Source organism: Vreelandella sulfidaeris Esulfide1 (assembly GCF_054072535.1).
On the sequence record NZ_CM133364.1, the window covers coordinates 3,947,718 to 3,970,913 of the forward strand.

At 54.1% G+C, this 23,196-nt stretch carries 22 protein-coding genes; 17 read left to right on the forward strand and 5 right to left on the reverse strand.

Going from position 1 to position 23,196, the window contains the following annotated elements; translation table 11 throughout:
- Nucleotides 1-4 precede the first annotated feature (4 nt).
- The 7 genes from hemE to ACW44H_RS18395 all read left to right on the forward strand — a co-directional run bounded on the left by hemE (nt 5) and on the right by ACW44H_RS18395 (nt 7,161).
- Complete coding sequence (gene hemE / locus ACW44H_RS18365) at nt 5-1,117, forward strand: uroporphyrinogen decarboxylase (protein WP_457505943.1); 1,113 nt, start codon at nt 5-7, stop codon at nt 1,115-1,117.
- On the forward strand, nt 1,117-1,983 hold the full coding sequence (gene speE / locus ACW44H_RS18370) for a polyamine aminopropyltransferase (protein ID WP_457505944.1): 867 nt from the start codon (nt 1,117-1,119) through the stop codon (nt 1,981-1,983). The genes hemE and speE overlap by 1 nt, the downstream gene beginning before the upstream one ends.
- 239 nt (nt 1,984-2,222) lie before the next feature.
- Nucleotides 2,223-3,248: an amino acid ABC transporter substrate-binding protein gene (locus tag ACW44H_RS18375; protein ID WP_457505945.1), complete on the forward strand. Its 1,026-nt coding sequence runs from the start codon at nt 2,223-2,225 to the stop codon at nt 3,246-3,248.
- A gap of 100 nt (nt 3,249-3,348) precedes the next feature.
- Nucleotides 3,349-4,539, forward strand: a complete 1,191-nt coding sequence (locus ACW44H_RS18380) for an amino acid ABC transporter permease (RefSeq protein ID WP_457505946.1) — start codon at nt 3,349-3,351, stop codon at nt 4,537-4,539.
- A gap of 15 nt (nt 4,540-4,554) precedes the next feature.
- A complete protein-coding gene (locus ACW44H_RS18385) occupies nt 4,555-5,655 on the forward strand; it encodes an amino acid ABC transporter permease (RefSeq protein ID WP_457505947.1) in 1,101 nt (366 codons plus the stop codon).
- A 123-nt stretch (nt 5,656-5,778) separates the two neighbouring features.
- Nucleotides 5,779-6,507 carry an amino acid ABC transporter ATP-binding protein gene (locus tag ACW44H_RS18390; protein WP_447045935.1) on the forward strand — a complete coding sequence of 243 codons (729 nt, stop codon included), beginning with the start codon at nt 5,779-5,781 and terminating at the stop codon, nt 6,505-6,507.
- A gap of 258 nt (nt 6,508-6,765) precedes the next feature.
- Nucleotides 6,766-7,161 (forward strand): RidA family protein, encoded by a 396-nt coding sequence (locus tag ACW44H_RS18395; protein WP_457509087.1) that lies wholly within the window; start codon nt 6,766-6,768, stop codon nt 7,159-7,161.
- A gap of 8 nt (nt 7,162-7,169) precedes the next feature.
- On the opposite strand, the gene ACW44H_RS18400 is transcribed toward ACW44H_RS18395, so the two are convergent.
- Entirely contained in the window at nt 7,170-7,766 is a 597-nt protein-coding gene (locus tag ACW44H_RS18400) for a histidine phosphatase family protein (RefSeq protein ID WP_457505948.1), read from the reverse strand.
- 174 nt (nt 7,767-7,940) lie between these two features.
- Here ACW44H_RS18400 and phnD point away from each other — a divergent pair, with 174 nt between their 5' ends.
- From phnD to ACW44H_RS18435, 7 genes are all read left to right on the forward strand, one after another.
- On the forward strand, nt 7,941-8,930 hold the full coding sequence (phnD, locus tag ACW44H_RS18405; RefSeq protein ID WP_457505949.1) for a phosphate/phosphite/phosphonate ABC transporter substrate-binding protein: 990 nt from the start codon (nt 7,941-7,943) through the stop codon (nt 8,928-8,930).
- A 56-nt stretch (nt 8,931-8,986) separates the two neighbouring features.
- A complete protein-coding gene (gene phnC / locus ACW44H_RS18410; RefSeq protein ID WP_457505950.1) occupies nt 8,987-9,784 on the forward strand; it encodes a phosphonate ABC transporter ATP-binding protein in 798 nt (265 codons plus the stop codon).
- The gene (phnE, locus tag ACW44H_RS18415; RefSeq protein ID WP_457505951.1) at nt 9,771-10,583 is read left to right on the forward strand and encodes a phosphonate ABC transporter, permease protein PhnE; all 813 of its coding nucleotides are present in this window, start codon (nt 9,771-9,773) and stop codon (nt 10,581-10,583) included. The genes phnC and phnE (ACW44H_RS18415) overlap by 14 nt, the downstream gene beginning before the upstream one ends.
- Nucleotides 10,577-11,386: a phosphonate ABC transporter, permease protein PhnE gene (phnE, locus tag ACW44H_RS18420; RefSeq protein WP_113270470.1), complete on the forward strand. Its 810-nt coding sequence runs from the start codon at nt 10,577-10,579 to the stop codon at nt 11,384-11,386. Before phnE (ACW44H_RS18415) ends, phnE (ACW44H_RS18420) begins: the two co-directional genes overlap by 7 nt.
- 77 nt (nt 11,387-11,463) lie before the next feature.
- Nucleotides 11,464-11,895, forward strand: a complete 432-nt coding sequence (locus ACW44H_RS18425) for a host attachment protein (protein WP_113270469.1) — start codon at nt 11,464-11,466, stop codon at nt 11,893-11,895.
- A 124-nt stretch (nt 11,896-12,019) separates the two neighbouring features.
- A complete protein-coding gene (locus ACW44H_RS18430; protein ID WP_457505952.1) occupies nt 12,020-13,891 on the forward strand; it encodes a methyl-accepting chemotaxis protein in 1,872 nt (623 codons plus the stop codon).
- 12 nt (nt 13,892-13,903) lie between these two features.
- On the forward strand, nt 13,904-16,009 hold the full coding sequence (locus ACW44H_RS18435; protein ID WP_457505953.1) for a methyl-accepting chemotaxis protein: 2,106 nt from the start codon (nt 13,904-13,906) through the stop codon (nt 16,007-16,009).
- A 7-nt stretch (nt 16,010-16,016) separates the two neighbouring features.
- On the opposite strand, the gene ACW44H_RS18440 is transcribed toward ACW44H_RS18435, so the two are convergent.
- Nucleotides 16,017-16,943 carry a LysR family transcriptional regulator gene (locus ACW44H_RS18440; protein WP_457505954.1) on the reverse strand — a complete coding sequence of 309 codons (927 nt, stop codon included), beginning with the start codon at nt 16,941-16,943 and terminating at the stop codon, nt 16,017-16,019.
- 179 nt (nt 16,944-17,122) lie between these two features.
- Here ACW44H_RS18440 and ACW44H_RS18445 point away from each other — a divergent pair, with 179 nt between their 5' ends.
- Entirely contained in the window at nt 17,123-17,899 is a 777-nt protein-coding gene (locus ACW44H_RS18445; RefSeq protein WP_113270466.1) for a ferredoxin--NADP reductase, read from the forward strand.
- Between the two features lie 84 nt (nt 17,900-17,983).
- Here the strand turns inward: ACW44H_RS18445 and glnK are convergent, their stop codons facing one another.
- The 3 genes from glnK to ACW44H_RS18460 all read right to left on the reverse strand — a co-directional run bounded on the left by glnK (nt 17,984) and on the right by ACW44H_RS18460 (nt 20,151).
- Nucleotides 17,984-18,322, reverse strand: a complete 339-nt coding sequence (gene glnK / locus ACW44H_RS18450; protein ID WP_027957942.1) for a P-II family nitrogen regulator — start codon at nt 18,320-18,322, stop codon at nt 17,984-17,986.
- A gap of 170 nt (nt 18,323-18,492) precedes the next feature.
- Nucleotides 18,493-19,740, reverse strand: coding sequence for an ammonium transporter (locus tag ACW44H_RS18455; RefSeq protein WP_113270465.1), 1,248 nt, complete (start codon nt 19,738-19,740; stop codon nt 18,493-18,495).
- Nucleotides 19,741-19,812: 72 nt separating this feature from the next.
- Complete coding sequence (locus ACW44H_RS18460; protein ID WP_007112359.1) at nt 19,813-20,151, reverse strand: P-II family nitrogen regulator; 339 nt, start codon at nt 20,149-20,151, stop codon at nt 19,813-19,815.
- A 353-nt stretch (nt 20,152-20,504) separates the two neighbouring features.
- On the opposite strand from ACW44H_RS18460, the gene ACW44H_RS18465 reads away from it, so the two are divergent.
- Entirely contained in the window at nt 20,505-20,864 is a 360-nt protein-coding gene (locus ACW44H_RS18465; RefSeq protein WP_457505955.1) for an accessory factor UbiK family protein, read from the forward strand.
- 159 nt (nt 20,865-21,023) lie between these two features.
- Entirely contained in the window at nt 21,024-23,147 is a 2,124-nt protein-coding gene (locus ACW44H_RS18470) for a TonB-dependent receptor (protein WP_457505956.1), read from the forward strand.
- Nucleotides 23,148-23,196: the final 49 nt, after the last annotated feature.

The window sequence follows — 23,196 nt, forward strand, 5'->3', positions numbered from 1 at the left end:
GTCTATGACCACCACACCATTGCAAAATGACCGTTTCCTCCGCGCCTTGGCGCGCCAGCCCGTTGACCGCACCCCGGTGTGGATGATGCGCCAAGCGGGCCGCTACCTGCCGGAATACCGCGCCAGTCGTGCTGATGCAGGTAGCTTTATGGACCTGTGCCGCAACCATGATCTGGCCTGCGAAGTCACCCTGCAGCCTCTGGAACGTTACCCATTAGATGCAGCCATTCTGTTTTCGGATATCTTGACCATTCCTGATGCCATGGGCCTGGGGCTCTATTTTGAAACTGGCGAAGGCCCCAAATTTCGCAAAACCGTGCGCACCCAGGAAGAGGTCGCAGCGCTTAGCGTGCCCGACGCCGAGCGAGACCTCGATTACGTGATGCGAGCGGTGTCCACCATTCGTCGTGAGCTAAACGGTCGCATGCCGTTAATTGGCTTCTCCGGCAGCCCCTGGACGCTAGCGACCTATATGGTAGAGGGCGGATCAAGCAAAGACTTTCGTCACCTGAAAACCATGCTCTACGACACCCCAGACACCATGCACCAATTGCTGGACACGCTGGCTCACGCGGTGACCGACTACCTGAATGCGCAGATTCGTGCAGGTGCTCAAGCGGTACAGATTTTTGATACTTGGGGCGGTGCGCTCTCTACGCCTGCGTATCTGGAGTTTTCGCTGCGCTATATGGAGCAGATCGTCGCTGGACTGATCCGCGAGCACGACGGGCGTCGCGTGCCGGTGATTTTGTTTACCAAAAATGGCGGTCAGTGGATTGAGCATATCGCCTCTGTCGGTGCCGATGCGCTGGGTATCGACTGGTCCACCGAGCTCTCCAATGCCCGCGCCCGCGTTGGCCACAAGGTAGCGCTGCAGGGCAATCTTGACCCTAATGTACTGTTCGCCCGCCCCTCGGCTATCCGTGCTGAAGTGGCTCGCGTGTTGGAAAGCTATGGCCACGGCCCCGGTCACGTTTTTAATCTGGGCCACGGTATCAGCCAGTTTACCAACCCGGACAACGTCACCGCCTTCATGGAGGCGCTGCACGAGCTTAGCCCGCAGTACCATCGGGATATTCCAACGCAACCCAATACAGCGCACTCAGGAGTCAATTAATGAGCGAATTACGCGACGACCAGTGGTTTACCGAAGTCTTTGATAGCCACGGCAGCGCCTTCTCGCTGAAGATCTCTGAAAAACTGCTGGATGTGCAGAGCCCATACCAGCACCTGGAAGTTTACGCCACCGAGACTTACGGTAACCTGATGGTGCTGGATGGCTGCGTGATGCTGACCGACCGAGACAACTTCCTCTACCACGAGATGATTGCTCATCCGGCGCTGTTTACTCATCAAGACCCTAAGCGGGTGGTGATTATTGGCGGCGGCGACTGCGGCACCTTAAAAGAAGTGCTGCGTCACCCCGGCGTTGAAAAAGTCACTCAGATCGATATCGATGAGGAGGTCACGAAAGCCTCCGAGCGCTTCTTCCCGTCGTTAGTAGAATCAAATAACGATCCGCGCGCCGAGCTACTGTTCGCCGATGGTGTGAAATGGGTAGATGATGCACCTGATGAGAGCATCGATGTACTGATTATCGACTCCACCGACCCGGTCGGCCCTGCGGAAGGCCTGTTTAAGACCGACTTTCTTAAGCGCTGCCACCGAATATTGAAAAGCGGCGGTGTAATGGTGCAGCAGAGCGAGTCACCGCTGTACCACAGCAGCTCGATTATCCGTGAGCTGCGCAACGATATGCTTGAAGCGGGTTTTGACAGCGTTGCTACGCTGCCCTTCCCGCAGCCAGTTTACCCCTCGGGCTGGTGGAGCGTGACGTTGGCGGGTAAAGCCACTGACGTTAATGCCTTCCGCGAGCAAGCAGCCGCCAGCCACGGCCTACCGCTTGAGTACTACAGCATTGAAGCCCATCGTGGCGCCCTCGCCCTACCTCCGTTTATGCGCAAGGCCTTTTCCGCCGAATAACACCGTCAGAAAGTCACTTTACGCTGCTGCCCCATCTTTTTGCGCCACGAAGGTGCAGAAAGGTGGGGCAGTTTTATTTTTTGCACCTATACGTTCGTATCAAACGTTCGCTTTATCGTTGAAAAGCGCTGAATTAGTCCCTGTACCCATGTTGGCATCTTCCTTGCTAGGTTAAGTGACATGCTTCGGCATGCATAACTATTTTAATTACTGATTTTAATAACTTCGAGGGAAACTAAATGTTCAATAAAAAACATCTAGCGCTACTGGCATCCGCTGGTTCGCTTAGCCTAGTGGGAATGGCGACCGCTCAAGCCGACACCTTAGAAGATACCATTGAGCGTGGCGCCGTTCAGTGTGGTGTGAGCGATGGTTTGCCGGGCTTCTCAGCCCCGGATGACGATGGTAATTGGCAAGGCATTGATGTCGATGTTTGTCGCGCAGTAGCCGCCGCGGTACTTGGCGATGCGGATGCAGTTAACTACATTTCCCTAAACGCCGTTGAGCGCTTCACTGCGCTGCAGTCTGGTGAGGTTGACGTACTTTCACGTAACACCACCTGGACCACCACCCGCGACACCACACTGGGCCTGAACTTCACCGGGGTTACTTTTTATGACGGCCAAGGCTTCATGGTTGCCCGCGACTTGGGTATTACCAGTGCCGACGAGCTTGATGGCGCCTCTATCTGCATTCAGTCAGGTACCACTACCGAGCTGAACCTGGCGGACTACTTCCGTGCTAACGATATGGAATTCAATCCGATCGTTTTTGATACCTCTGAGCAAACCGTTGGCGGCTACCAAGCTGGCCGCTGTGACGTGCTGACATCTGACACCTCTCAGCTAGCGGCCCTACGTATCCAGCTAGATGATCCTAGCGCTTCAATGATCCTCTCAGAAGTCATCTCCAAAGAGCCGCTGGGCCCGGTGGTTCGTCAGGGCGACGACCTTTGGTTCAACATCGTAAAATGGTCGCTGTTCGCCATGCTTAACGCAGAAGAGTACGGCGTTACCAGCGAAAACGTTGATGAGATGACCTCGTCTGAAGACCCCAATATCGCTCGCCTACTGGGCCAAGACGGCAACTATGGCGAAGGTATGAACTTAGAAGCCGACTGGGCTTACAACATTATTAGCCAAGTGGGTAACTACGCTGAAAGCTTCGACCGCAACGTGGGCATGGACTCTCCGCTTGAAATCGAGCGCGGTGTTAACGCCCTATGGACTGACGGCGGCTTCCAGTACGCTCCCCCGATTCGCTAAGCGTCTCGCTTGACCCCGGCCCGCCCTCTCTCAAGTACTTATTACGAGAGTATAGGCGGGCCATTTGATTGACCCTTTCCGTGTAGCGGAGACGCCATCCATGTCTGTCAGACCCAACGTTCGCCCCGCCGGCCACAAGCCGCCGTTTTGGCGAGACCGTGCTAAGCGCGCACTTATTTTTCAAATCATTTTAGTCGCCGTTGTGGCGGCTTTCCTGATCTATATTATCGGCAATACCCAAGCCAACCTGAACGCCCGCGGCATCACCACTGGCTTCGGCTTCCTGGGCAATACAGCCGGCTTTGGTATTGGTCAAACCTTGATTGAGTACTCCTCCCAGAGCACCTATGGCCGCACGTTCGTGATTGGCTTGCTCAACACGCTGCTGGTCGGGGGGCTGGGGGTATTGGCTGCTTCGATTATTGGTTTTATCGTCGGTATCGCGCGGCTATCACCCAACTGGCTGATCGCTAAGTTAGCCAACGCCTATATCGAAACGTTTCGTAATATCCCGTTGTTGCTACAAATCTTCTTCTGGTACTTCGCAGTACTGCGAACCTTACCCAGTGCTAGAGAAAGCATGGCGTTTGGCGAAGCCATTTTCCTGAACGTGCGTGGGCTTTACCTGCCGCAACCGCTGTTTGAATCCGGTTTCGGGCTTATTCCTATCACGTTTGTGGTGGCGATCATCGCCAGCATTGCGCTGATTGTCTGGAACAAGCGCCGCCACGAAGCGACCGGCAAACGCTTACCGGTTTTCTGGATGTCGCTGGTGATTATTTTTGGCCTGCCACTGCTGGTACTAGTGGCGACTGGCGTCCCGGTCACCTGGGAAATGCCGGTACTGCGTGGCTTTAACTTCGGTGGTGGGATAACCATCATTCCGGAGTTTTTGGCACTGTGGCTGGCACTGTCTATCTACACCGCGTCGTTTATTGCCGAAATTGTGCGCTCGGGCATTCAGGCTATTCCCCATGGCCAAACGGAAGCCGCCCAAGCGCTGAGCCTGCCACGCAAACTGGTACTGCGCCTGGTAGTGATTCCCCAAGCAATGCGCGTCATCATTCCGCCACTCACCAGCCAATATCTCAACTTGATTAAAAACTCGTCTCTGGCCACCGCCATCGGTTACCCCGACTTGGTATCGGTTTTCGCCGGCACCACGCTCAACCAGACCGGTCAGGCAATCGAAGTGATTGCCATGACCATGGCGGTTTATCTGATCATCAGCTTGCTGGTGTCCATGTTCATGAACTGGTTCAACGCTCGCGTTGCGCTGGTAGAACGCTAGGCCGGAGACGACCCCATGATTCACAACAAAGAAACCATACCTCAGCGTCCAGCGCCTGAAGGCACGATCGGTCCGGTTGCCTGGTTACGCGGCAACCTGTTCAACGGTCCCATTAATAGCATCTTTACGCTATTGGGCCTGTACGTGCTTTACCTACTGGTGGTACCCACCATTCAGTGGGCCTTTATCGATGCCAACTGGGTGGGCGATAGCCGCGAAGACTGCACACGGGCGGGCGCCTGCTGGGTATTTGTTAACGCGCGTTTTTCCCAGTTTATGTACGGTCTCTACCCAAGCGAGGAGTACTGGCGCGCCAACATCGTATTTGCCATGTTCGCGGGCATTATTGCCTGGATGGTGATCCCGCGCCTGCCGTTTAAACGCTGGATGGCCCTGTTTGCGCTACTGATTTTCCCGGTGATTGCTTACGTGTTACTCCACGGCGGCTACTTCGACTTACCGCGTGTTTCTACCCACCGCTGGGGTGGCTTGATGCTGACGCTGCTACTGGCCAGCGTGGGCATGATTGGCGCGTTGCCTATTGGTATCGTGCTCGCCCTTGGTCGACGCTCGAACATGCCGATCGTCAAAACCTTTTGTGTAATCTTCATTGAGTTCTGGCGCGGTGTGCCACTCATCACCATTCTGTTTATGGCCTCGGTGATGCTGCCGCTATTCCTGCCGTCAGAAATCAGTGTGGATCGCCTGGTACGCGCCTTGATCGGGCTTACGCTGTTCCAGAGCGCCTATATGGCGGAGGTTATTCGCGGTGGTTTGCAGGCCATACCGAAAGGCCAGGACGAAGCCGCCGCGGCGTTGGGAATGACGTATTGGAAGCGCATGGGGCTGATCGTTATGCCCCAGGCGCTGAAAATGATGATCCCCGGTATCGTCAATACGTTTATATCGCTGTTTAAAGATACCACCCTGGTGATGATCATCGGGCTGTTTGACCTGTTGGGCATTGTACAAGCGGCGCTTTCCGACTCGCGCTGGCTGGGCTTCTCGATTGAAGGCTATGTCTTTGCCGCGTTCGTGTTCTGGATCTTCTGTTTCAGCATGTCGCGCTACAGCCAGTACCTGGAACGCAAGCTAAATACCGGCCATAAGCACTAGTTCATGTACTCGCTTAAGTACGATTGCCGAATCTCTTTACGTTTTGAGTAGGACTTCAACATGACACAAGCAGCCACTAACACCTCTGACACGCGTACTCCTGACACCCGTACTTCTGACCTGATGGTCGAGATGCACAACGTCAACAAGTGGTACGGCGACTTTCACGTACTGCGCGATATCTACCTTGAGGTAAAGCGCGGCGAGCGCATCGTGGTTTGTGGCCCTTCGGGGTCGGGTAAATCAACGCTGATTCGCTGCATTAACCACCTTGAAGAGCACCAAAAGGGTGAAATTGTGGTCGGCGGCGTGCCGCTAACCCAAGACGTTAAGCGTATTGAGCAGATTCGCCGCAGCGTCGGCATGGTGTTCCAGCACTTCAATCTGTTTCCGCATTTATCAGTGCTGGAAAACTGCTGCATCGCGCCAATGTGGGTGCAAAAAAAGCCCCGCAAAGAGGCCGAAGCGCTGGCAATGGAATATTTGGAACGCGTCCAGATTGCCGAGCAGGCCACCAAGTACCCAGGGCAGCTATCGGGCGGTCAGCAGCAGCGCGTGGCGATTGCCCGCTCACTGTGCATGCACCCCGATGTCATGCTGTTTGACGAGCCCACCTCAGCTCTCGACCCCGAGATGATCAAGGAAGTGCTCGACGTCATGGTTGAGCTGGCGGAAGAAGGCATGACCATGATCTGCGTGACTCACGAAATGGGCTTCGCCAAGAAAGTGGCTGACCGGGTGATCTTTATGGACCAGGGGCAGATCATTGAAGAGAACGCGCCTGAGCCCTTCTTTAACAATCCGCAGTCCGAGCGCACCCAGCTGTTCTTAAGCCAGATTCTTGGGCATTAATCCACAGCCCCGGTCACAAAGCAGCTGTTGATAAGTACGTCATCATGGGCCTCGTTTGAGGCCCATGATGTTTTAACGTGTTAAAACATATCCAAACCACACGCTTGGCATTGCGACCTACACCCTATGTCATTGAGACCTAAACCCTAGGTCATTGCGAGCGAAGCGAAGCAATCTCAGGGTTACACCACTACAAACAAGATTGCTTCGTCGCTCCGCTCCTCGCAATGACGTGTTACAAAAAGAGGTAATCGTATGATTGAGAAGCTGTTTATCGACCGCGCCCCGCAGCCCATTGCGCCCTTTTCCCACGCCTGCCGCGTGGGTGATCTGGTGTTTATCACCGGCCAAATGCCCACCGTGCCGGAAACCAATGAGATGCTGTTAGGCACCTTCACCGAGCAGACTCACCGGGTGATGCAGAACCTGGCGATCGTGCTGGAAGAAGTCGGCAGTGCCTTTGAATATGTGGTTCAGTCCCGAGTATTTATTACCAACATGGGCCACTTTGACGAAGTGAATCAGGTATACGCTAGCTACTTCCCGCAGCCGCTACCTACCCGTACCTGCATCGGCGTGACCGGCCTCGCGGGCGGTGCCGACGTGGAAGTCGATATGATTGCCTGGATTCCACCTGCTGCTGAGAACGCCTAACATTCTAGTTACGTACGTCCTATTTGGGTAATACTCGCAGGCAGTAACGCTGGCTGCTCGCGATGCTGGGTAAGCGGCTTATTCCCCAAAGCCGTGAGCAGGATTTGTAGCGGGTCACCGTGGCTTACTACTAGGATGGTTTCACCTTCGTCCTGCTGCTCAAGCGCTTCAATCACGGCGCTCATCCGCGCCGCTACCACGCTCACGGCTTCCACCTGATAATGACCATGTTCGGCATCACGGCTATCCAGCGCCCATACGTCGGGATAATGCTCATCAGCCTGCCCATCGAATTCGCCAAAGTAGCGCTCACGCAAGCGCTTATCGGCGGCCATCTCAAGCTTAAAAGCACTCGCCACGCGGGCGGCCGTTTGGGTCGTTCGTAAAAAATCTGAATGCACTATTTTGGTGGGTTTAGGCCAACCCCATTCGGCCACTGCCTGGGCTAGCTGGCGCTCGCCAATCACAGAGAGTCCAAACTCGTTAATGCCGCGCTCAGGGCTGCTAATAATTAACCCTTGCTGGTTTGCTTGGCTATGGCCATGGCGCATTAATAAGTAGCGATTGCGCCAATAGTCGGAGAGTGGCTGTAAAGTATTTGACATAAGTTTGTCACAAACTCTAGATTGAAGGTGTCTGCTTTCGAAAATAACCATTCTTCACGCAAAATGTCTACTTACGGAACATTTTCCGTTTTCATTAGTGGCAAAACGCAGTGAAGAGAACACGACATTATCCATAGCAAGCACACAACAATAACCGCACAAACGAGGCACACCATGGCAACTTCGCTCTTCCGCAAGCGCCCGCTTGCGTTGCTTACCGCAGCATCACTTCTACCGCTCGCCCTGCTAACAACCCCAGCTTTCGCTGAGTGTGAACGCGGCGATTTGGATGCTATTTATTGCGATGAAGACGGCAACATGGTCGCTGACCGTCCGTCTGAGGAATCTGAGTGGGTTAACCCCGATACACTGATTTTTGCTTACACTCCCGTAGAAGACCCGGCTATTTATTCGGACATTTGGCAGCCGTTTATCGATCACTTGGCAGAGGTCACCGAGCGGGATGTACGCTTCTTTGCGGTACAGTCAAACGCTGCCCAAGTTGAAGCCATGCGCAGCGGGCGCTTACATATCGCCGGTTTCTCTACTGGCCCTACACCGTTTGCGGTGAACTTGGCCGGTGCCGTGCCGTTTGCGTTAATGGGCTCCGATGACGGCCAATTTGGTTACAGCCTGCAGCTGTTTACTCACGTCGACTCCGATATTCATGAAGTAGAGGACCTCAAAGGCAAACGCGTCGCCCACACTTCTCCCACCTCCAACTCGGGTAACCTAGCCCCGCGCGCATTACTGCCTGAACTTGGTATTACGCCCGATGAGGATTACGAAGTGGTCTACTCGGGCAGCCACGACCAATCCATGCTGGGCGTCGTGGCCAAAGACTACGATGCTGCCCCGGTAGCCTCAGAAGTAGTCGAGCGGATGGCCGCCCGCGACCTGTATGACGAAGAGGATGTGCGCCTGATTTTTGAGTCTGACCGCTTCCCCACTACTTCGTACAACTACGCGCATAACCTGCACCCAGATTTGGTCGAAAAAATTGAGGAAGCCTTCTTCACCTTCGACTTTGCCGGCACCGAGCTAGGCGAGGAGTTTGAAGGCGTCGAGAAATTTATTCCCATCAACTACCAGGATAACTGGAAGGTGATCCGCACCATCCAAGCCGCTAATGATGTGAGCTATACACCAGAAAACCTGGAGTAAACGTAACGCACCGCCACCGGCGGTGCGGTTATTTTCTCGACGATGGAAGCGGACACATGCTGGAAATCACCAATCTGGTCAAACGTTATGGCCACGATGAAGCCGTGCTGAAAGGGCTTGACCTCAAGGTAGAGGGAAACAGCGTTGTTTCTATCGTAGGCGCCTCAGGTGCGGGTAAAAGCACCATGCTGAGATGTATCAACCGTTTGGTCGAACCGACGTCGGGTTCTATCAAACTCAACGGCAATGAGTTGGTGAATCTTAAAGGCGCTGAGTTGCGCCGTGCGCGTCGCAAAATCGGCATGGTGTTCCAAGGCTTTAACTTGCTTGATCGCTTAACCGTCATGGAAAACGTGCTGGCCGGGCGACTGGGCTACGTCAATCTCTACCAAGCGATATCACGCCGCTACCCCCAGGATGATATTGAGCGCGCCTTTGTGCTGATGGAGCGGGTGGGCATTGCCCACTACGCCAACAAACGTGCTGATGAACTTTCCGGCGGCGAGCGCCAGCGGGTAGGCGTGGTGCGTGCATTAATGCAGGAACCAGAAGTCCTGCTTGCCGATGAACCCACTGCCTCTCTCGATCCACGGACTTCCGAGCAGATCATGATACTGCTGCAGAGTCTGGCCAGTGAGCTGTCACTACCGGTGCTGATCAATATCCACAACGTCGCTCAAGCCAAAACCTATACCGAGCGCATTGTGGGCCTGCGCCATGGCAAAATGATCTTTGATGGCGTGCCTGCTGACTTCAATAAAGAGGCGTTAGACGCTATTTACGGCGGCATTGAAGCACCGGACGATGCGATTACGGATACGCCCGTGGAGGAGCGCTCCCATGACTCCGCCTGACGCGCATTCAAGCGTACCCCGTACCTGGAGAAAGCCGCCGTTTATTGCTAACCCGCTGCTGCGCTACGGGCTGATTATTATAGCGGTCGTCTATTTGGTGTGGGCGTTTGGCTCGCTACCGTTTAACTGGGCGCGCATCTCTGAAGGTTTGCCCCGTGCAGCGCGTATTTTTAGTGGCGGCTTCCCGCCCAATCTGGAGCGCTATGAGCTTCTGCTAACGGGTTTTAAGGAGAGCTTTCAAATCGCCATTTTGGCCACCTTGTTAGGGGTTTTTCTATCGATTCCTTTTGCTGTGATGGCCGCCCGCAATATCGCTCCCATGCCTATCTATGTGATTGGCCGGGCAGTGATTATTGTGTCGCGCAGCTTTCACCCGGTGATCGTTGCGATTCTGTTTGTGGCAGCCGTAGGGTTTGGTCCACTCGCTGGAATTTTGACACTCACGCTCTACTCGATCGGGTTTGTGGGCAAATTGCTCGCCGAGGAGATTGAAGAGATCGACTGGGGCCAGGTGGAGGCGATGAAAGCCGCTGGTGCGGGCTATGTGGCCATTCTGTTTTACGCCGTTTTCCCGCAGATACTGCCACGCCAAGTAGGACTCTCCATGTACCAGCTAGACAGCAACCTGCGCGCTTCTGCAGTGGTCGGTATTGTCGGGGCAGGCGGTATTGGCGGCACACTAATGAACGCCTTTGGGCGCTACGATTACGATTTCGCCTTTGCGATTCTGCTCATTATCATCGCGGTCATTTTGCTCAGCGAAGGTATCAGTGGCTGGGTAAGGAAAAAAATATGGTAGATCACGCACAGCAGCTTGCCGACCGTATTTGGCAACGCTACGACCGCAAACAGCGCCTTATTCGCTATGCCGTACTCTTAGCCACCTTGATGGTGGTGGTTTGGGCGGTGCGCGATATTGATATTTTCTGGCCTTGGGTATGGGATGCACCCAATCAAATTTCTGGGCTTGGGGCACGCATGTGGCCACCCAGTACTGCGGGGTTAAACGGCATAATCGCGGCGCTTATCGAGACCGTGCATATTGCTACCCTGGCCACGTTCTTAACGATCTTCCTGGCACTACCGGTGGCCTACATCGCTGCCCAAAACACCACGCCCAACCGTGCTTGTCTGTGGTTGGGGCGTTTTATCCTGGTTTCCAGCCGCTCGGTGAACACGATTATCTGGGCGCTGCTGTTCGTGGCGATTTTTGGCCCAGGGGTGTTAGCGGGCATTCTTGCCATTGTATTTCGCTCCATCGGTTTTATCGGCAAGTTAATGGGCGAAGCCATCGAAGAGATTGATCGGCGACCGGTAGAAGCCATGGAAGCCACGGGTGCTTCCAAAGCCAAAGTGGTCGCCTACGCGATTGTGCCTCAAGTGATGCCGGCTTTTTTTGCCATTGTGATTCTGCGCTGGGATATCAATATCCGCGAATCGACAGTATTGGGGCTGGTGGGTGCCGGTGGTATTGGGGTCATTCTTCAGGGCGCGATTGATACCTTCGCCTGGCCTACCGTAGCGACCATTTTGATGGCCATCATCGTCTTGGTGTTAATCGGCGAAGCCGTGACTAGCCTGTTGCGCAGCAAAGTGTTGTAGGTGGTCTAAGCGTTTGACCTAGCGCCAAACGCTTGCCATGGTTAACAGACCATCAACGACATGGAGAATGCACAGCGATGACAACCTATATCGTGGTAGCCGACGCCGCTCGCGCGCGTATTTTTACCCGTGATTCGCTTAATCTTGCCGAAAAGGAAAGCCTGGTACATGCAGCAGGAAGGCTGCATGAAGGCGATTTGATTACAGATCGCCGCGGCGCAGATGTGCAAGAGTCGACATCTTCTGCAACACGCTCGTCTGGGGAAGAAGAAGTTGCCTCGAAGCACGAAAACGAACTGTTTGCCAAAGAGGTTGCGCAGCATCTCTACAAAGCGCGTGTTGGAAATAACCTGGAGAAGTTAATCATGGTCGCTCCCCCAAAATTCTTGGGGTTGCTGCGTGATAAGTTGGATGGCCCTACTCAGAAGCTGGTCACTCATACGCTCTCTAAAGACCTCAGCAAAGCATCGATGGCGGACATACAGGCTGCCGTCAGCGATTTACGTTAACCACATTAATTTTTTAACTTAATCACTAGCCCTAAAGTAGCGATCGCTCTCGCCGATACTCAGAAGTTGCACTAACAGTACCTCCCCCTGGGTACTGACAATAACTTCAACGTCGAGAGCGACCATGTTTTCTACCCTCCGAGCACGCATCCTATTAGCTGCGCTAGTAGTGATTACTCTTGCCTTGGTGATTAACGGCATTGCCAGTTACACCACGGTAAAACATCATAATAACCAGCAAATAACACGCAATCTTAGCGCCGTGGTTAAAGGTAATACGCAAGCTATCAATGAATGGTTTAGCGCACGTTATACGATGCTGGCCAGCATGGAAGATGCAGTTGATAGCGATGATCCGCTTGCCGCACTGAGCCAGCTGGCGGCCTCAGGCAATTACATAAGTGCCTATATTGCTTATCCTTCCACATCCGATGCTATTTTTTCCGATGGCTGGCAGCCCCCCAGTGATTACGACCCTCGTCAGCGGCCCTGGTACAAAGGCGCAAACGAGGCGCAGGATACGGTTATCACGGCACCTTATGTAGATGCCCAATCAGGCGGGTTGATTGTTACCTTTGCACGCCCCTTTTATCGTAATGGACAACTGGCCGCTGTCATCGGGGCTGACATTGCGATCACTGATGTTATTGAGATAGTCAGTGGTATCGCACCTACTGAGTCTAGCTTTGGCTTTCTCACCACGAGCGACGGCACACTGGTTGCCCACCCCGACGCGAATCTAACGCTAGAACCTTCCACGCGGCTGAGCGATGCCCTGACTCAAAGCCGTCTTAACCAAATCACCCAAGCAGATGTGCCCCAAGCACTGTCGCTGCAAAATAGCGATAAGCTACTCATGGGCAGCCAAGTTGGCGGTGACAGCGGCTGGCAGTTAGTCATTGCCATGGATGAAGCTGAAGCCACCGCAGGCCTGCGAGCCATCGCCACTACCTCCATTGTGACGCTACTGATCGTCGCTGCCATCACTGCAGTCTTATTTGGCCTGCTGCTTACTTTGCTGCTGCGCCGGTTGCTCGTTGCACGCGACGCGATGAACAACATCGCCTCAGGAGAAGGTGACTTAACCCGACGCTTGCCTGAAGAGGGCAACGATGAGGTCACTCAGATTGCCAGCGCCTTCAACCTCTTTGTTGGCAAAATGGAAGCTGTGTTAATTGATGTACGCACCAGCAGCGAATCCGTTCACCATGCGGCTAACGAAATTGCCATGGGCGGCCAGGATCTCTCCCGTCGTACCGATAACGCGGCCGCTAGCCTGCAGCAGACTTCAGCATCGATCGAGGAAATCACCAGTACGGTTCAACACACGGCAGCATCAGCCAAAGAAGCCAACAAACTGTCTCAAACCGCCTCTGAAGTAGCGAACGAAGGCGGAAAAGTCGTGGCGAATGTGGTTACCACCATGGAAGACATTACCAAAGCGTCCGACAAAATTGGTGACATTGTGACGTTAATGAACAGCATTTCGTTTCAGACCAACCTGCTGGCGCTTAACGCCTCGGTGGAAGCGGCGCGTGCTGGCGAGCATGGCCGCGGTTTTGCAGTGGTAGCTGATGAGGTCCGTAAGCTGGCGGGGCGTAGTAGCGAAGCAGCCAACGATATCCAAAAACTGATCGAGGACTCACAGAGCAAGGTGAACAACGGCACCACATTAGTCCGTAATGCCGGGGCCACCATGCAGGATATCGTGGCGCACATTACTCGCGTTACCGACGTGCTGGAAGAAATAAATGCGGCCACCAGCGAGCAGAGCGATGGCATTAATCAGGTCAACATCGCGGTTGCCGAACTGGACCGTATGACGCAAGAGAATGCCGCTATGGTGGAAGAGTCCACCACCGCCGCCGAGCAGTTGAAAGAGCAGGCCGACCATCTGGCAGGTACGATCAGCAGTTTTAAGCTGTCTCACGCCGCTGCACCCGCTCTGCAAGTGCCCTATCAAGCACATGACAACCGCCGCCATCACATCACTTAAAGGGTAATACTTATGCATTTCCGTTCGTTACGCTCTTTCGTCGTCGCACTTGCTGGCCCCTGTCTGCTCGCTATTGTGGCTGCTTTAGTGATCTATAATCTGTTTGCAGCGGCACGCACCCAACAAACAGTCGATGAGCACACCGGCGCATTAGTGGAAAGTGCATTGAATGCTCGCCTTGATGCCATTGCCGAGGCAGAAGGCGAGCGTATTCAACGCGAACTAAACAACGCCATGACAATCGCCAACCAGCTGGCGACCACCAACGCACTGATGGGTATGGAGGACGAAGAGGGCCAGCGCTCGCTTTACCTTAGCCGTCGCCAGTTGTCGAACTTGGTACGCCAAACCGTAGCTGAAAACCCTGCACTGCTTGATGCATTTATTGGCTGGGAACCGAATGCCTTTGGGGATGATGATCGATACGTCGGCGATGAACGCTATGGCCATGATGGCAGTGGTCGCTTTATGCCTTGGTGGTACCGCACTGACGACGGAACGCTGGCGGTGCTACCGTTGGGCGACACTATGGAGAGTGATGAGCGTCTTCCCAGCGGCGTACGGGAAGGCGAATACTACCTTTGCCCCCGAGAAACTCTGGCTCCCTGCATTATCGACCCTGCCGCTTATGATTACGATGGTGTAACACAACTGGTCACTTCCTTTAACGCCCCTATTATCGTGGATGGCGAGTTTCATGGTGTCGCAGGAGTCGACCTCGCCCTTAATTTTATACAAACCCTGCTAAGCGATGCCAACCAAGCACTTTACGACGGTGCGGGGCGCATGGCGCTTGTCGCTGGAAGCGGAGGACTGGTAGCCGATACGGCGAATGAAGAGGATTTGGGCTTACCTGCCAGCGATGCTCTAAGCGACACCATCCTGGCCGGTATTCGCGAAGCATCAGAGCAAGGCAGCCTGCAAAGCAGCATTAACGATGGTCTACTACAGCGCTATCAGCCTATTACCATTGGCGATACCCGCCAACCCTGGGTACTGGTTCTCCAGCTCCCTGAACACGTAGCGCTTGCAGAGCTAAGTGCGCTACAAGCAGTACTCGGCGAGCAACGTCAGCAAAACACGCTGGGCATGACCGCAGTAGGGCTACTGCTAGCATTAATTGGCGTTATAGCGCTGTGGTTGATCGGCGGACGAATCGCTCGTCCTCTCAAGCGGCTCGCTGACCGCATGGAAGAGATTGCTTCGGGTAGCGGTGACCTAACCCAACGATTGCCGGTTCATGGGCGAGATGAAAGCGCCGCGGTGGCTGAACAATTCAATGCCTTTGCAGAAAAAATCCAGGCCATTCTGCTGGACGTTCGCCGCAGCAGCGAAGCGGTCAATCACGCCGCCACTGAAATTACTCAAGGTGGGCAAGACCTCTCGCGGCGTACTGAACAGGCTGCCGCTAGCCTTCAGCAAACTTCCTCTGCTATGGAAGAGATCAGCAGCACCGTTAGCCACACCACTCACGCCTCCGAAGAAGCTAGCGGGCTTTCCCAAACCGCCTCACAGTTGGCTTCCCGCACCAACAATGCTTTTGAGCAGGTAGTGGCTACTATGGATGACATACAAGCGACCTCCGGTGAGATTCAAAGCATTGTCAGCGTAATTGACGGCATCGCCTTCCAAACCAATCTGCTCGCCCTGAACGCCTCGGTGGAAGCCGCGCGGGCTGGCGAACATGGCCGTGGTTTTGCAGTGGTCGCCGACGAAGTTCGCAAATTAGCTTCACGCAGTAGCGAAGCTGCCAAAGATATCCGCCAACGTATTGATACCTCGACGGGCAAGGTTGAAAGCGGTACTCAAATGGTTCGCGATGCCGAAGCAGCCATGCATGAGCTTGCTCAAAGCGTCATGCGAGTATCCCAGATGCTTGGCGATATCAGTACGGCCGCCAGAGAGCAGAACGAGGGGATCAGCCAGGTGAGCATTGCAGTGACCGACTTGGATCAAATGACTCAGCAAAACGCCGCACTTGTAGAGGAATCGACAACCGCCGCTGAGCAGCTAAACAATCAAGCGGACCGGCTCGCCGAACTAGTGGGTGGCTTTACGCTTGAGAAAGGAAGCAGCCAGAGCAACCATCAACTGCCGGCTCCCGCAATAGCTAAATAATGAACGTTTAAGGAATCGGCGGTAACGGAATATCGTCGCTGCGCTTAGCCCCAGCGGTCATTTCACGGCAAAGGCGTAGAAATTCACGTATCCCCGTCGTGAGGTATTTATGGCGATGCCAGATAAACGTGAATTGACGCTTTAGATCCAACTCCGGCGTCGGCAGCGGTACCAAGCTGCCACGCCGGAAGGCATCGCGCAGCGCTAAGCGCGAGACGCAGCCAATGCCCAGCCCTGACTCCACGGCGCGTTTAATACCTTCCGTATGTTCTAGCTCTAGCAGAGTGTTAAACCGGCTGCGGCGATGGCGGGCAGCGTGCTCTAGCGTCATACGTGTGCCCGAGCCCTCTTCGCGCATGATCCAGTCTTCACGCAGCAGTTGTTCAAGCTCAAGGTGCTCACGACCTGCCAGTGGATGGCGCGGCGAGCAGAACACGCACAGCTCATCCTCCACCCACGGCTGACTGATGATCATCTCATCGTCGCACTGCCCTTCAATCAATCCTAAATCCAGCGAATGTTGGCGCACGCTTTCGATGATATGGCGCGTATTGCGCACCGCCAAGCGCACACGGCTACCGGGGTGACGTTGCATAAAGTCGCTGATGAGTAACGTAGCCAAGTAGTTACCAATGGTCAGCGTGGCACCTACATCAAGCGACCCAACCCCCTGCTGGCCGCGCAAGAGTTCCTCGATCTCCTCACCTCGGTCGAGTAGTGCGACCGCTTTGGGCAACAGCTGAAAACCCAGCGCGTTGAGCTTTAAGCGCTTACCGATGCGGTCCAACAATTGGCAGTCGAACTGCCGCTCAAGTTCAGCAAGCGCCGTGCTTGTCGCCGACTGGGACATGGCCAACGCTCGCGCCGCATGGGAGACGCTCTCATGCTGAGCAACCGCCACAAAGACTTCCAACTGTCGCAAGGTGTAGTGCATAAAATCTGACCTATCATTGATCTATATCTGTTTTTCAGATAAGTGTTATCAATATAATTCGCTTAACAGATATACCATCCTTTGCTTAGACTTGCTGGAAACATATTTAATCATTTTTATTCTTTTTAAGAATATGATCGATGCGGTTTTGGGCCAGCGTCGGCTAACGGAGAAATGGCATGAGTAAGTTTGCTCTGGAAGAAGTGCTTAGCGTTCACCACTGGAACGATACCCTGTTCAGCTTCCGCACTACCCGCGAGCGCAGCCTGCGCTTCAAAACCGGTCAGTTTGTGATGATTGGTCTGGAGGTGAATGGCAAGCCGCTGATGCGCGCTTACTCGATTGCCAGCCCCAACTACGAAGACCACCTTGAGTTCTTTAGCATCAAAGTACCTGACGGCCCGCTGACGTCACGCCTTCAACACCTGAAAGTAGGCGATCAGATTATGGTCAGCCGTAAGCCCACCGGCACGCTAGTGACCGACGACCTACTACCCGGTCGAAATCTGTATATGCTCTCGACCGGCACTGGTTTGGCACCGTTTATGAGCCTGATTCAGGACCCTGAGGTTTATGAACGTTACGAGAAAGTAGTATTAGTGCATGGTGTCCGTGAAGTCTCTGAGTTGGCCTATGCGGACTTCATCACCAAAGAACTTCCGGCGCATGAGTATTTGGGCGAAGATATCACAGAAAAATTGGTTTACTACCCAACCGTTACCCGTGAAGAGTTTCACACGATGGGACGTCTGACCGACCATATCCGTTCAGGCAAACTATTTGAAGATACGGGCTTGCCGCCTATCGACCCACGCCAAGACCGTGCCATGATCTGCGGTAGCCCCGCCATGCTGGACGATACCAGCGCACTGTTAGACGAGCTGGGCCTTAATATCTCTCCGCGTATGGGCGAGCCGGGCGACTACGTAATTGAACGCGCTTTCGTCGAAAAGTAAGTTAACCGCTAGCCATTAAAAACCCCCGCTAATCGGTTTGAGGATATAAACCGGTTAGCGGGGGTTTGTGCTATGGCATGATGCTTAAACCGCGTCTTTGCCCGTTTCGCCAGTACGAATACGGATCACCTGCTCTAACGGCATAACAAAGATTTTGCCGTCGCCGATTTTCCCTGTATTAGCAACCTGAGTAATAGCATCAATCACCTGCTCGACCATGTCATCGTCTACTGCTACCTCCAGCTTCACCTTTGGCAGGAAATCAACCACATACTCAGCGCCGCGATACAATTCGGTATGCCCCTTCTGGCGTCCAAAACCTTTCACTTCCGTCACCGTAATACCCTGCACGCCGATATCCGAGAGCGACTCGCGTACATCGTCGAGCTTAAACGGCTTGATAATAGCTGTGATCAATTTCATTACCCTATCCTCTAAGTGGGTGGCCGTGATGAGATTGGTTTATTCGGCTGCTGGTGTCGTAACCGTTAACCGCTGACAAATAGCATACACCGCTATCGGCAGAGAATAAAAAAGCCTCCCACTAAGGGGAGGCCAGACAGAGCACACCAGCTCACTTAATCAGCATCACATTACTTTTTAATTCCAAATTCAGGGTAGGCTTCGAGACCACATTCAGCGATATCAACGCCTTCATACTCTTCTTCTTCGCTAACCCGGATACCCATGATGGCTTTCAGGATCAACCACACCACCAGACTTGCCAGGAACACCCAGCCGAAGATACCGACGATACCGATGAGCTGCGCACCAAAAGATGCACCGTCGTTAGTCAACGGTACCGCCAGCACACCCCAGATACCAACAACACCGTGAACAGAGATCGCACCAACCGGATCGTCCAGTTTTACCTTATCAAGGGTCACGATGGCAGCGACGACGATGATGCCGCCCACTGCACCAATAATCGTGGCGCCCAGTGCGGTCGGAGAGAGCGGATCAGCGGTGATGGCGACCAGGCCTGCCAGCGCGCCGTTCAGTGCCATGGTCAGGTCAGCTTTACGGAACCACAGTTTGGCCAGAATCAGTGCTGCAATAACACCACCTGCGGCCGCCGCGTTGGTATTTACAAACACTTGCGCCACGTTGTTAGCAGAATCGACGGCCGCCAGCTTGAGTTCAGAGCCACCGTTAAAGCCGAACCAACCCATCCACAGAATGAAAGTACCCAGCGTTGCCAGCGGCATGTTGGCACCAGGAATGGCATGGATAGAACCGTCTTTGCCATATTTGCCTTTACGCGGACCTAGCACAATCACCCCTGCTAGTGCCGCTGCTGCACCGGCAAGGTGCACAATGCCTGAGCCCGCGTAATCAGAGTAACCAACTTCAGACAACCAACCGCCGCCCCAAGTCCAGTAACCAGACACAGGATAGATAAACGCAGTCATTACCACAGCAAAGGCCAGGAATGCCCATAGTTTCATGCGCTCAGCAACGGCACCCGACACAATCGACATGGCGGTGGCGACGAACACAACCTGGAAGAAGAAGTCAGAACGCATTGAGTAGTAGGGGGCGTCATCGCCGCCTGCGGTCACCGCATCAGCACTATTCTCAGCGCCAATCAAGAAACCCAGATTAGGTAAAAAGCCGCCAGCACTGCTGGAGTACATGATGTAGTAGCCCACCAGCAGGTACATGGTGCAGGCGATCGCAAATAGCGCGATGTTTTTGGTAAGGATCTCTGCGGTGTTTTTGGAGCGTACCAAGCCCGCTTCCAACATGGAGAAGCCTGCGGCCATCCACATCACAAGCACGCCGCAAATTAGAAAGTAGAACGTATCGAGCGCGTAGCTCAAATCAGCTAACTCATTCATGAGGTGTTCCCCGTTATTCTATGAGAAGTTATACGCAAAAAAAGGCGCTGCAGCCTGTTCGCGTGGCGTCCGTTATACGGCGTCAGCGCCGCGCTCACCGGTGCGTATACGAATCACGTCTTCCAGTGGCGTAACAAACACCTTGCCGTCACCGATCTTGCCGCTGTTAGCCGCGCTACAGATCGCATCCAGCACGCTTTCTAAACGCGCATCGTCCACGGCCACTTCCACTTTCACTTTGGGAAGAAAGTCGACGACGTATTCTGCGCCACGGTACAACTCGGTATGCCCTTTCTGACGGCCAAACCCTTTCACTTCGGTAACCGTAATGCCCTGTACGCCGTTGTCGGCGAGTGCCTCACGAACGTCGTCGAGCTTGAATGGCTTGATGATAGCGGTGATGAGTTTCATCCCGGATCTCCCCTGCTGGATAAGTCCTGCTAGATTGGTAGCGGCACAGCCGCCAGAATAAGCACCTGAACCGATAATGCGCATACCGTGCCAGCTGACTTTTTTTAAATAAAAATCAGTCAATTAAGTAAAAATCAAAGCCCCTTTCCACGCTCACTCTCATCAAACCAAACTCCACCACACCGCTATTGCACCAAAAAAGAGCAACATAAAATGTTGACCGCTCTATTTCGATGCAAACCACTCGCCAAGCAGTAAATCCATTCGGCGCATGCGAATTTGCCAACTGTTGCGTATCCTTACGGGTAAGCGTTTTTATATTCATTTAGCTAGTAATCAAGGAGAGAGCAGCTATGGCCCCTCAAGACCGCATCAGCCGACTGGCCCAGCAGATTGGCGATCGCTTACAGAACGCCTCGCAGGCGCCGGAAGATATTCAAAAAGGCGTGCAGCAAGTTGTGCGCGGTGCGTTTGACCGCTTAGAACTTGTCTCAAGGGAAGATTTCGATATTTTAATGGACGTATTGCAGCGCACGCGTTCACGGGTAGAGGCGCTAGAGCGTCAGGTTGCGACACTTGAAGCCACGGTAGAAGCTTCTACTGCTCCCACTGCCACCCCGCTAGAAGCAGAAGTACCGCCGGTGCCTACCCCCGAGCCAGATACAGATACAGATACAGATACAGATACAGAAAAGAAGAATAAGCCCACTTAACACTTCCGCCTCATTAACAGCAGCAATAGGTTAATGCCCTATTGCTGCATGGATTAGCGTTAACTGGATAAACTATAAACACGAATCACTATCATTGACTTTATGTTTCCTGGTGATACTCTCCGCCTACTCACCCTTATTGTTCGCGGACTGATCCCCATGTATGTTTTGCACTCCTTACCTACTTCACTTATTGGTACCGGGCTACTGCTGTGCCTCTCCAGTAGCGTTTTCGCCCAAGAAATGACCTCTAGCGCAAACGCCGACGACACTATGGTCGTGGTTGGATCCCGCACGCCCACTCAAATCAGTCAAATTCCCGGCGCTGTTTGGGTGATTGACAAAGAGATGCTGCAACAGCAGACCCGCAATGGTGCAGACCTAAAGACAGCATTGGGGCGTCTGGTGCCGGGGCTGGATCTGGCGCCGCAAGGGCGCACCAATTATGGGCAGAACATGCGAGGTCGGGGCGTGCAGGTGCTTATCGATGGTGTATCGCTGAACAGTTCGCGAGGGCTTTCCCGTCAATTCGATGCCATTGATCCCTTCAATATTGAGCGTGTGGAAGTGCTTTCTGGCGCCAGCAGCCTGTATGGCGGCGGTGCTACGGGTGGCTTGATCAATATTATTACCCGCAAAGGCGAGGAAGGCCTGAACTGGCGTACCGAAGCGGGCATCACCACTGGCTTCAATAGCAGCGATGACATGGATCGGCGCCTGTCACAATCGATCAGCGGCGGCAATGAGCGGGTTCAAGGCTATCTGGGCACTGCCATTGGTGACAACGGGCGCCACTATGACGGTAGCGGCCAGGAAATCTTCCCCGATATCGCCCAGACCGACCTGCAGGACAATCGTAGCATTGATGTATTGGGCAACCTCTCTTTCCGTTTGACCGATGAACAGAGCCTGGAACTGGGCGCCCAGCTGTACCGTTCAGGCTTCGAAGGTGATCGAGGTGTTTACTTTCCCAACCTCGACGCCGCCACGCCCAACTTGAACGATGCCGAGATTCGCGATGGCTACCGCTCACAGCGCGATCCAGAAACCGACCGTAAGCTCGTCAACGTCAACTATCACCACGCTAACCTGTGGGGACAAAACTTCTACCTGCAGGCGTTTCACCGGGAGGAGGAGTCCAGCTTTCAGGCATTTCCCTACCCAGTCGCCGACGGCCTGCAGTTTCGCGCCTCACAACAAAACACCGATTTAAGCGGCATCAAAGCGCTGTTTGAATCGCGCCTGGGTGATGATGTTTCGCTAACTTACGGCCTTGATCTGGATCGTGAAACTTTCGATGCCAGCCAGAAGCTGTTCGATACCGACATATCAGATGCTTCCGGCGGCCTGGATCAGCAGGCATCGGGGGTTGAGCCCCGCTATCCAGGTTATCAAGTGGACGGGCTTTCAGGCTTCGTCCAGGGCGACTGGCAAGCCACCCAGGCGCTCAAACTCTCCGCGGGGTTGCGCCAGCAGCACATGGACGTCGAAGTGGATGAATTCCAGGGGATTCCTGGCGGCAAGAATGACTACGAAGCGACGCTCTTCAATGCCAGCGCCCTCTTTGATCACCGCAACGGCCACCAGAACTGGCTGCAGTTCAGCCAGGGCTTCGAACTGCCAGACCCCGCCAAATACTACGGCAAGAGCCCCGACATAAGTGTCGATAACAACCCCTTATCTGCCATCGAGACGGATCAAGTAGAGCTAGGCTGGCGCTACCAGGGGGGCAACTGGACGGCCCAAACAGCGCTTTACTACGCCTGGTCGGACAAAGCGGTAGAGAACGCCGAAGATTTAAGCGTCAGCGTCGTCGATGAGAAGAAGCGCGACTTCGGCCTGGAAAGCGCCGTGACCCGTTACTTCGATAATGGCCTGGAGGCCGGGGGTACTCTGCACCTGGTGCGTTCCGAGCAGGAGAACGACCAAGGAGAGTGGGAGAAGCGTGACGCCCGTTATGCATCGCTCTCTTCCGCCACCGCCTTTATTGGCTGGACGGACTATGTACGTTCGGCTCGCTTGCAGGCCAATCACAATTTCGACCTGAAAGACGCTGCCGATAGGGAGATCGATGGTAATACCACCCTCGACTTATCGCTCAGCCAGGAAACCGATTTTGGCACCTTAAGCCTGGGAGTGCAGAACCTGCTGGATGATCAGTACTCCACCGTCTGGGGTCAGCGAGCCGCCATGTTCTATTCGCCCTACTACGGCCCAGAGTACCTCTACGACTACCAGGGCCGTGGGCGTACTTACACCCTAAATTGGTCGATGGATTACTGAGTGCTGGTTGGCTACTCGCTGATAACAGCTCAAGGGTGAGGTAACGAGG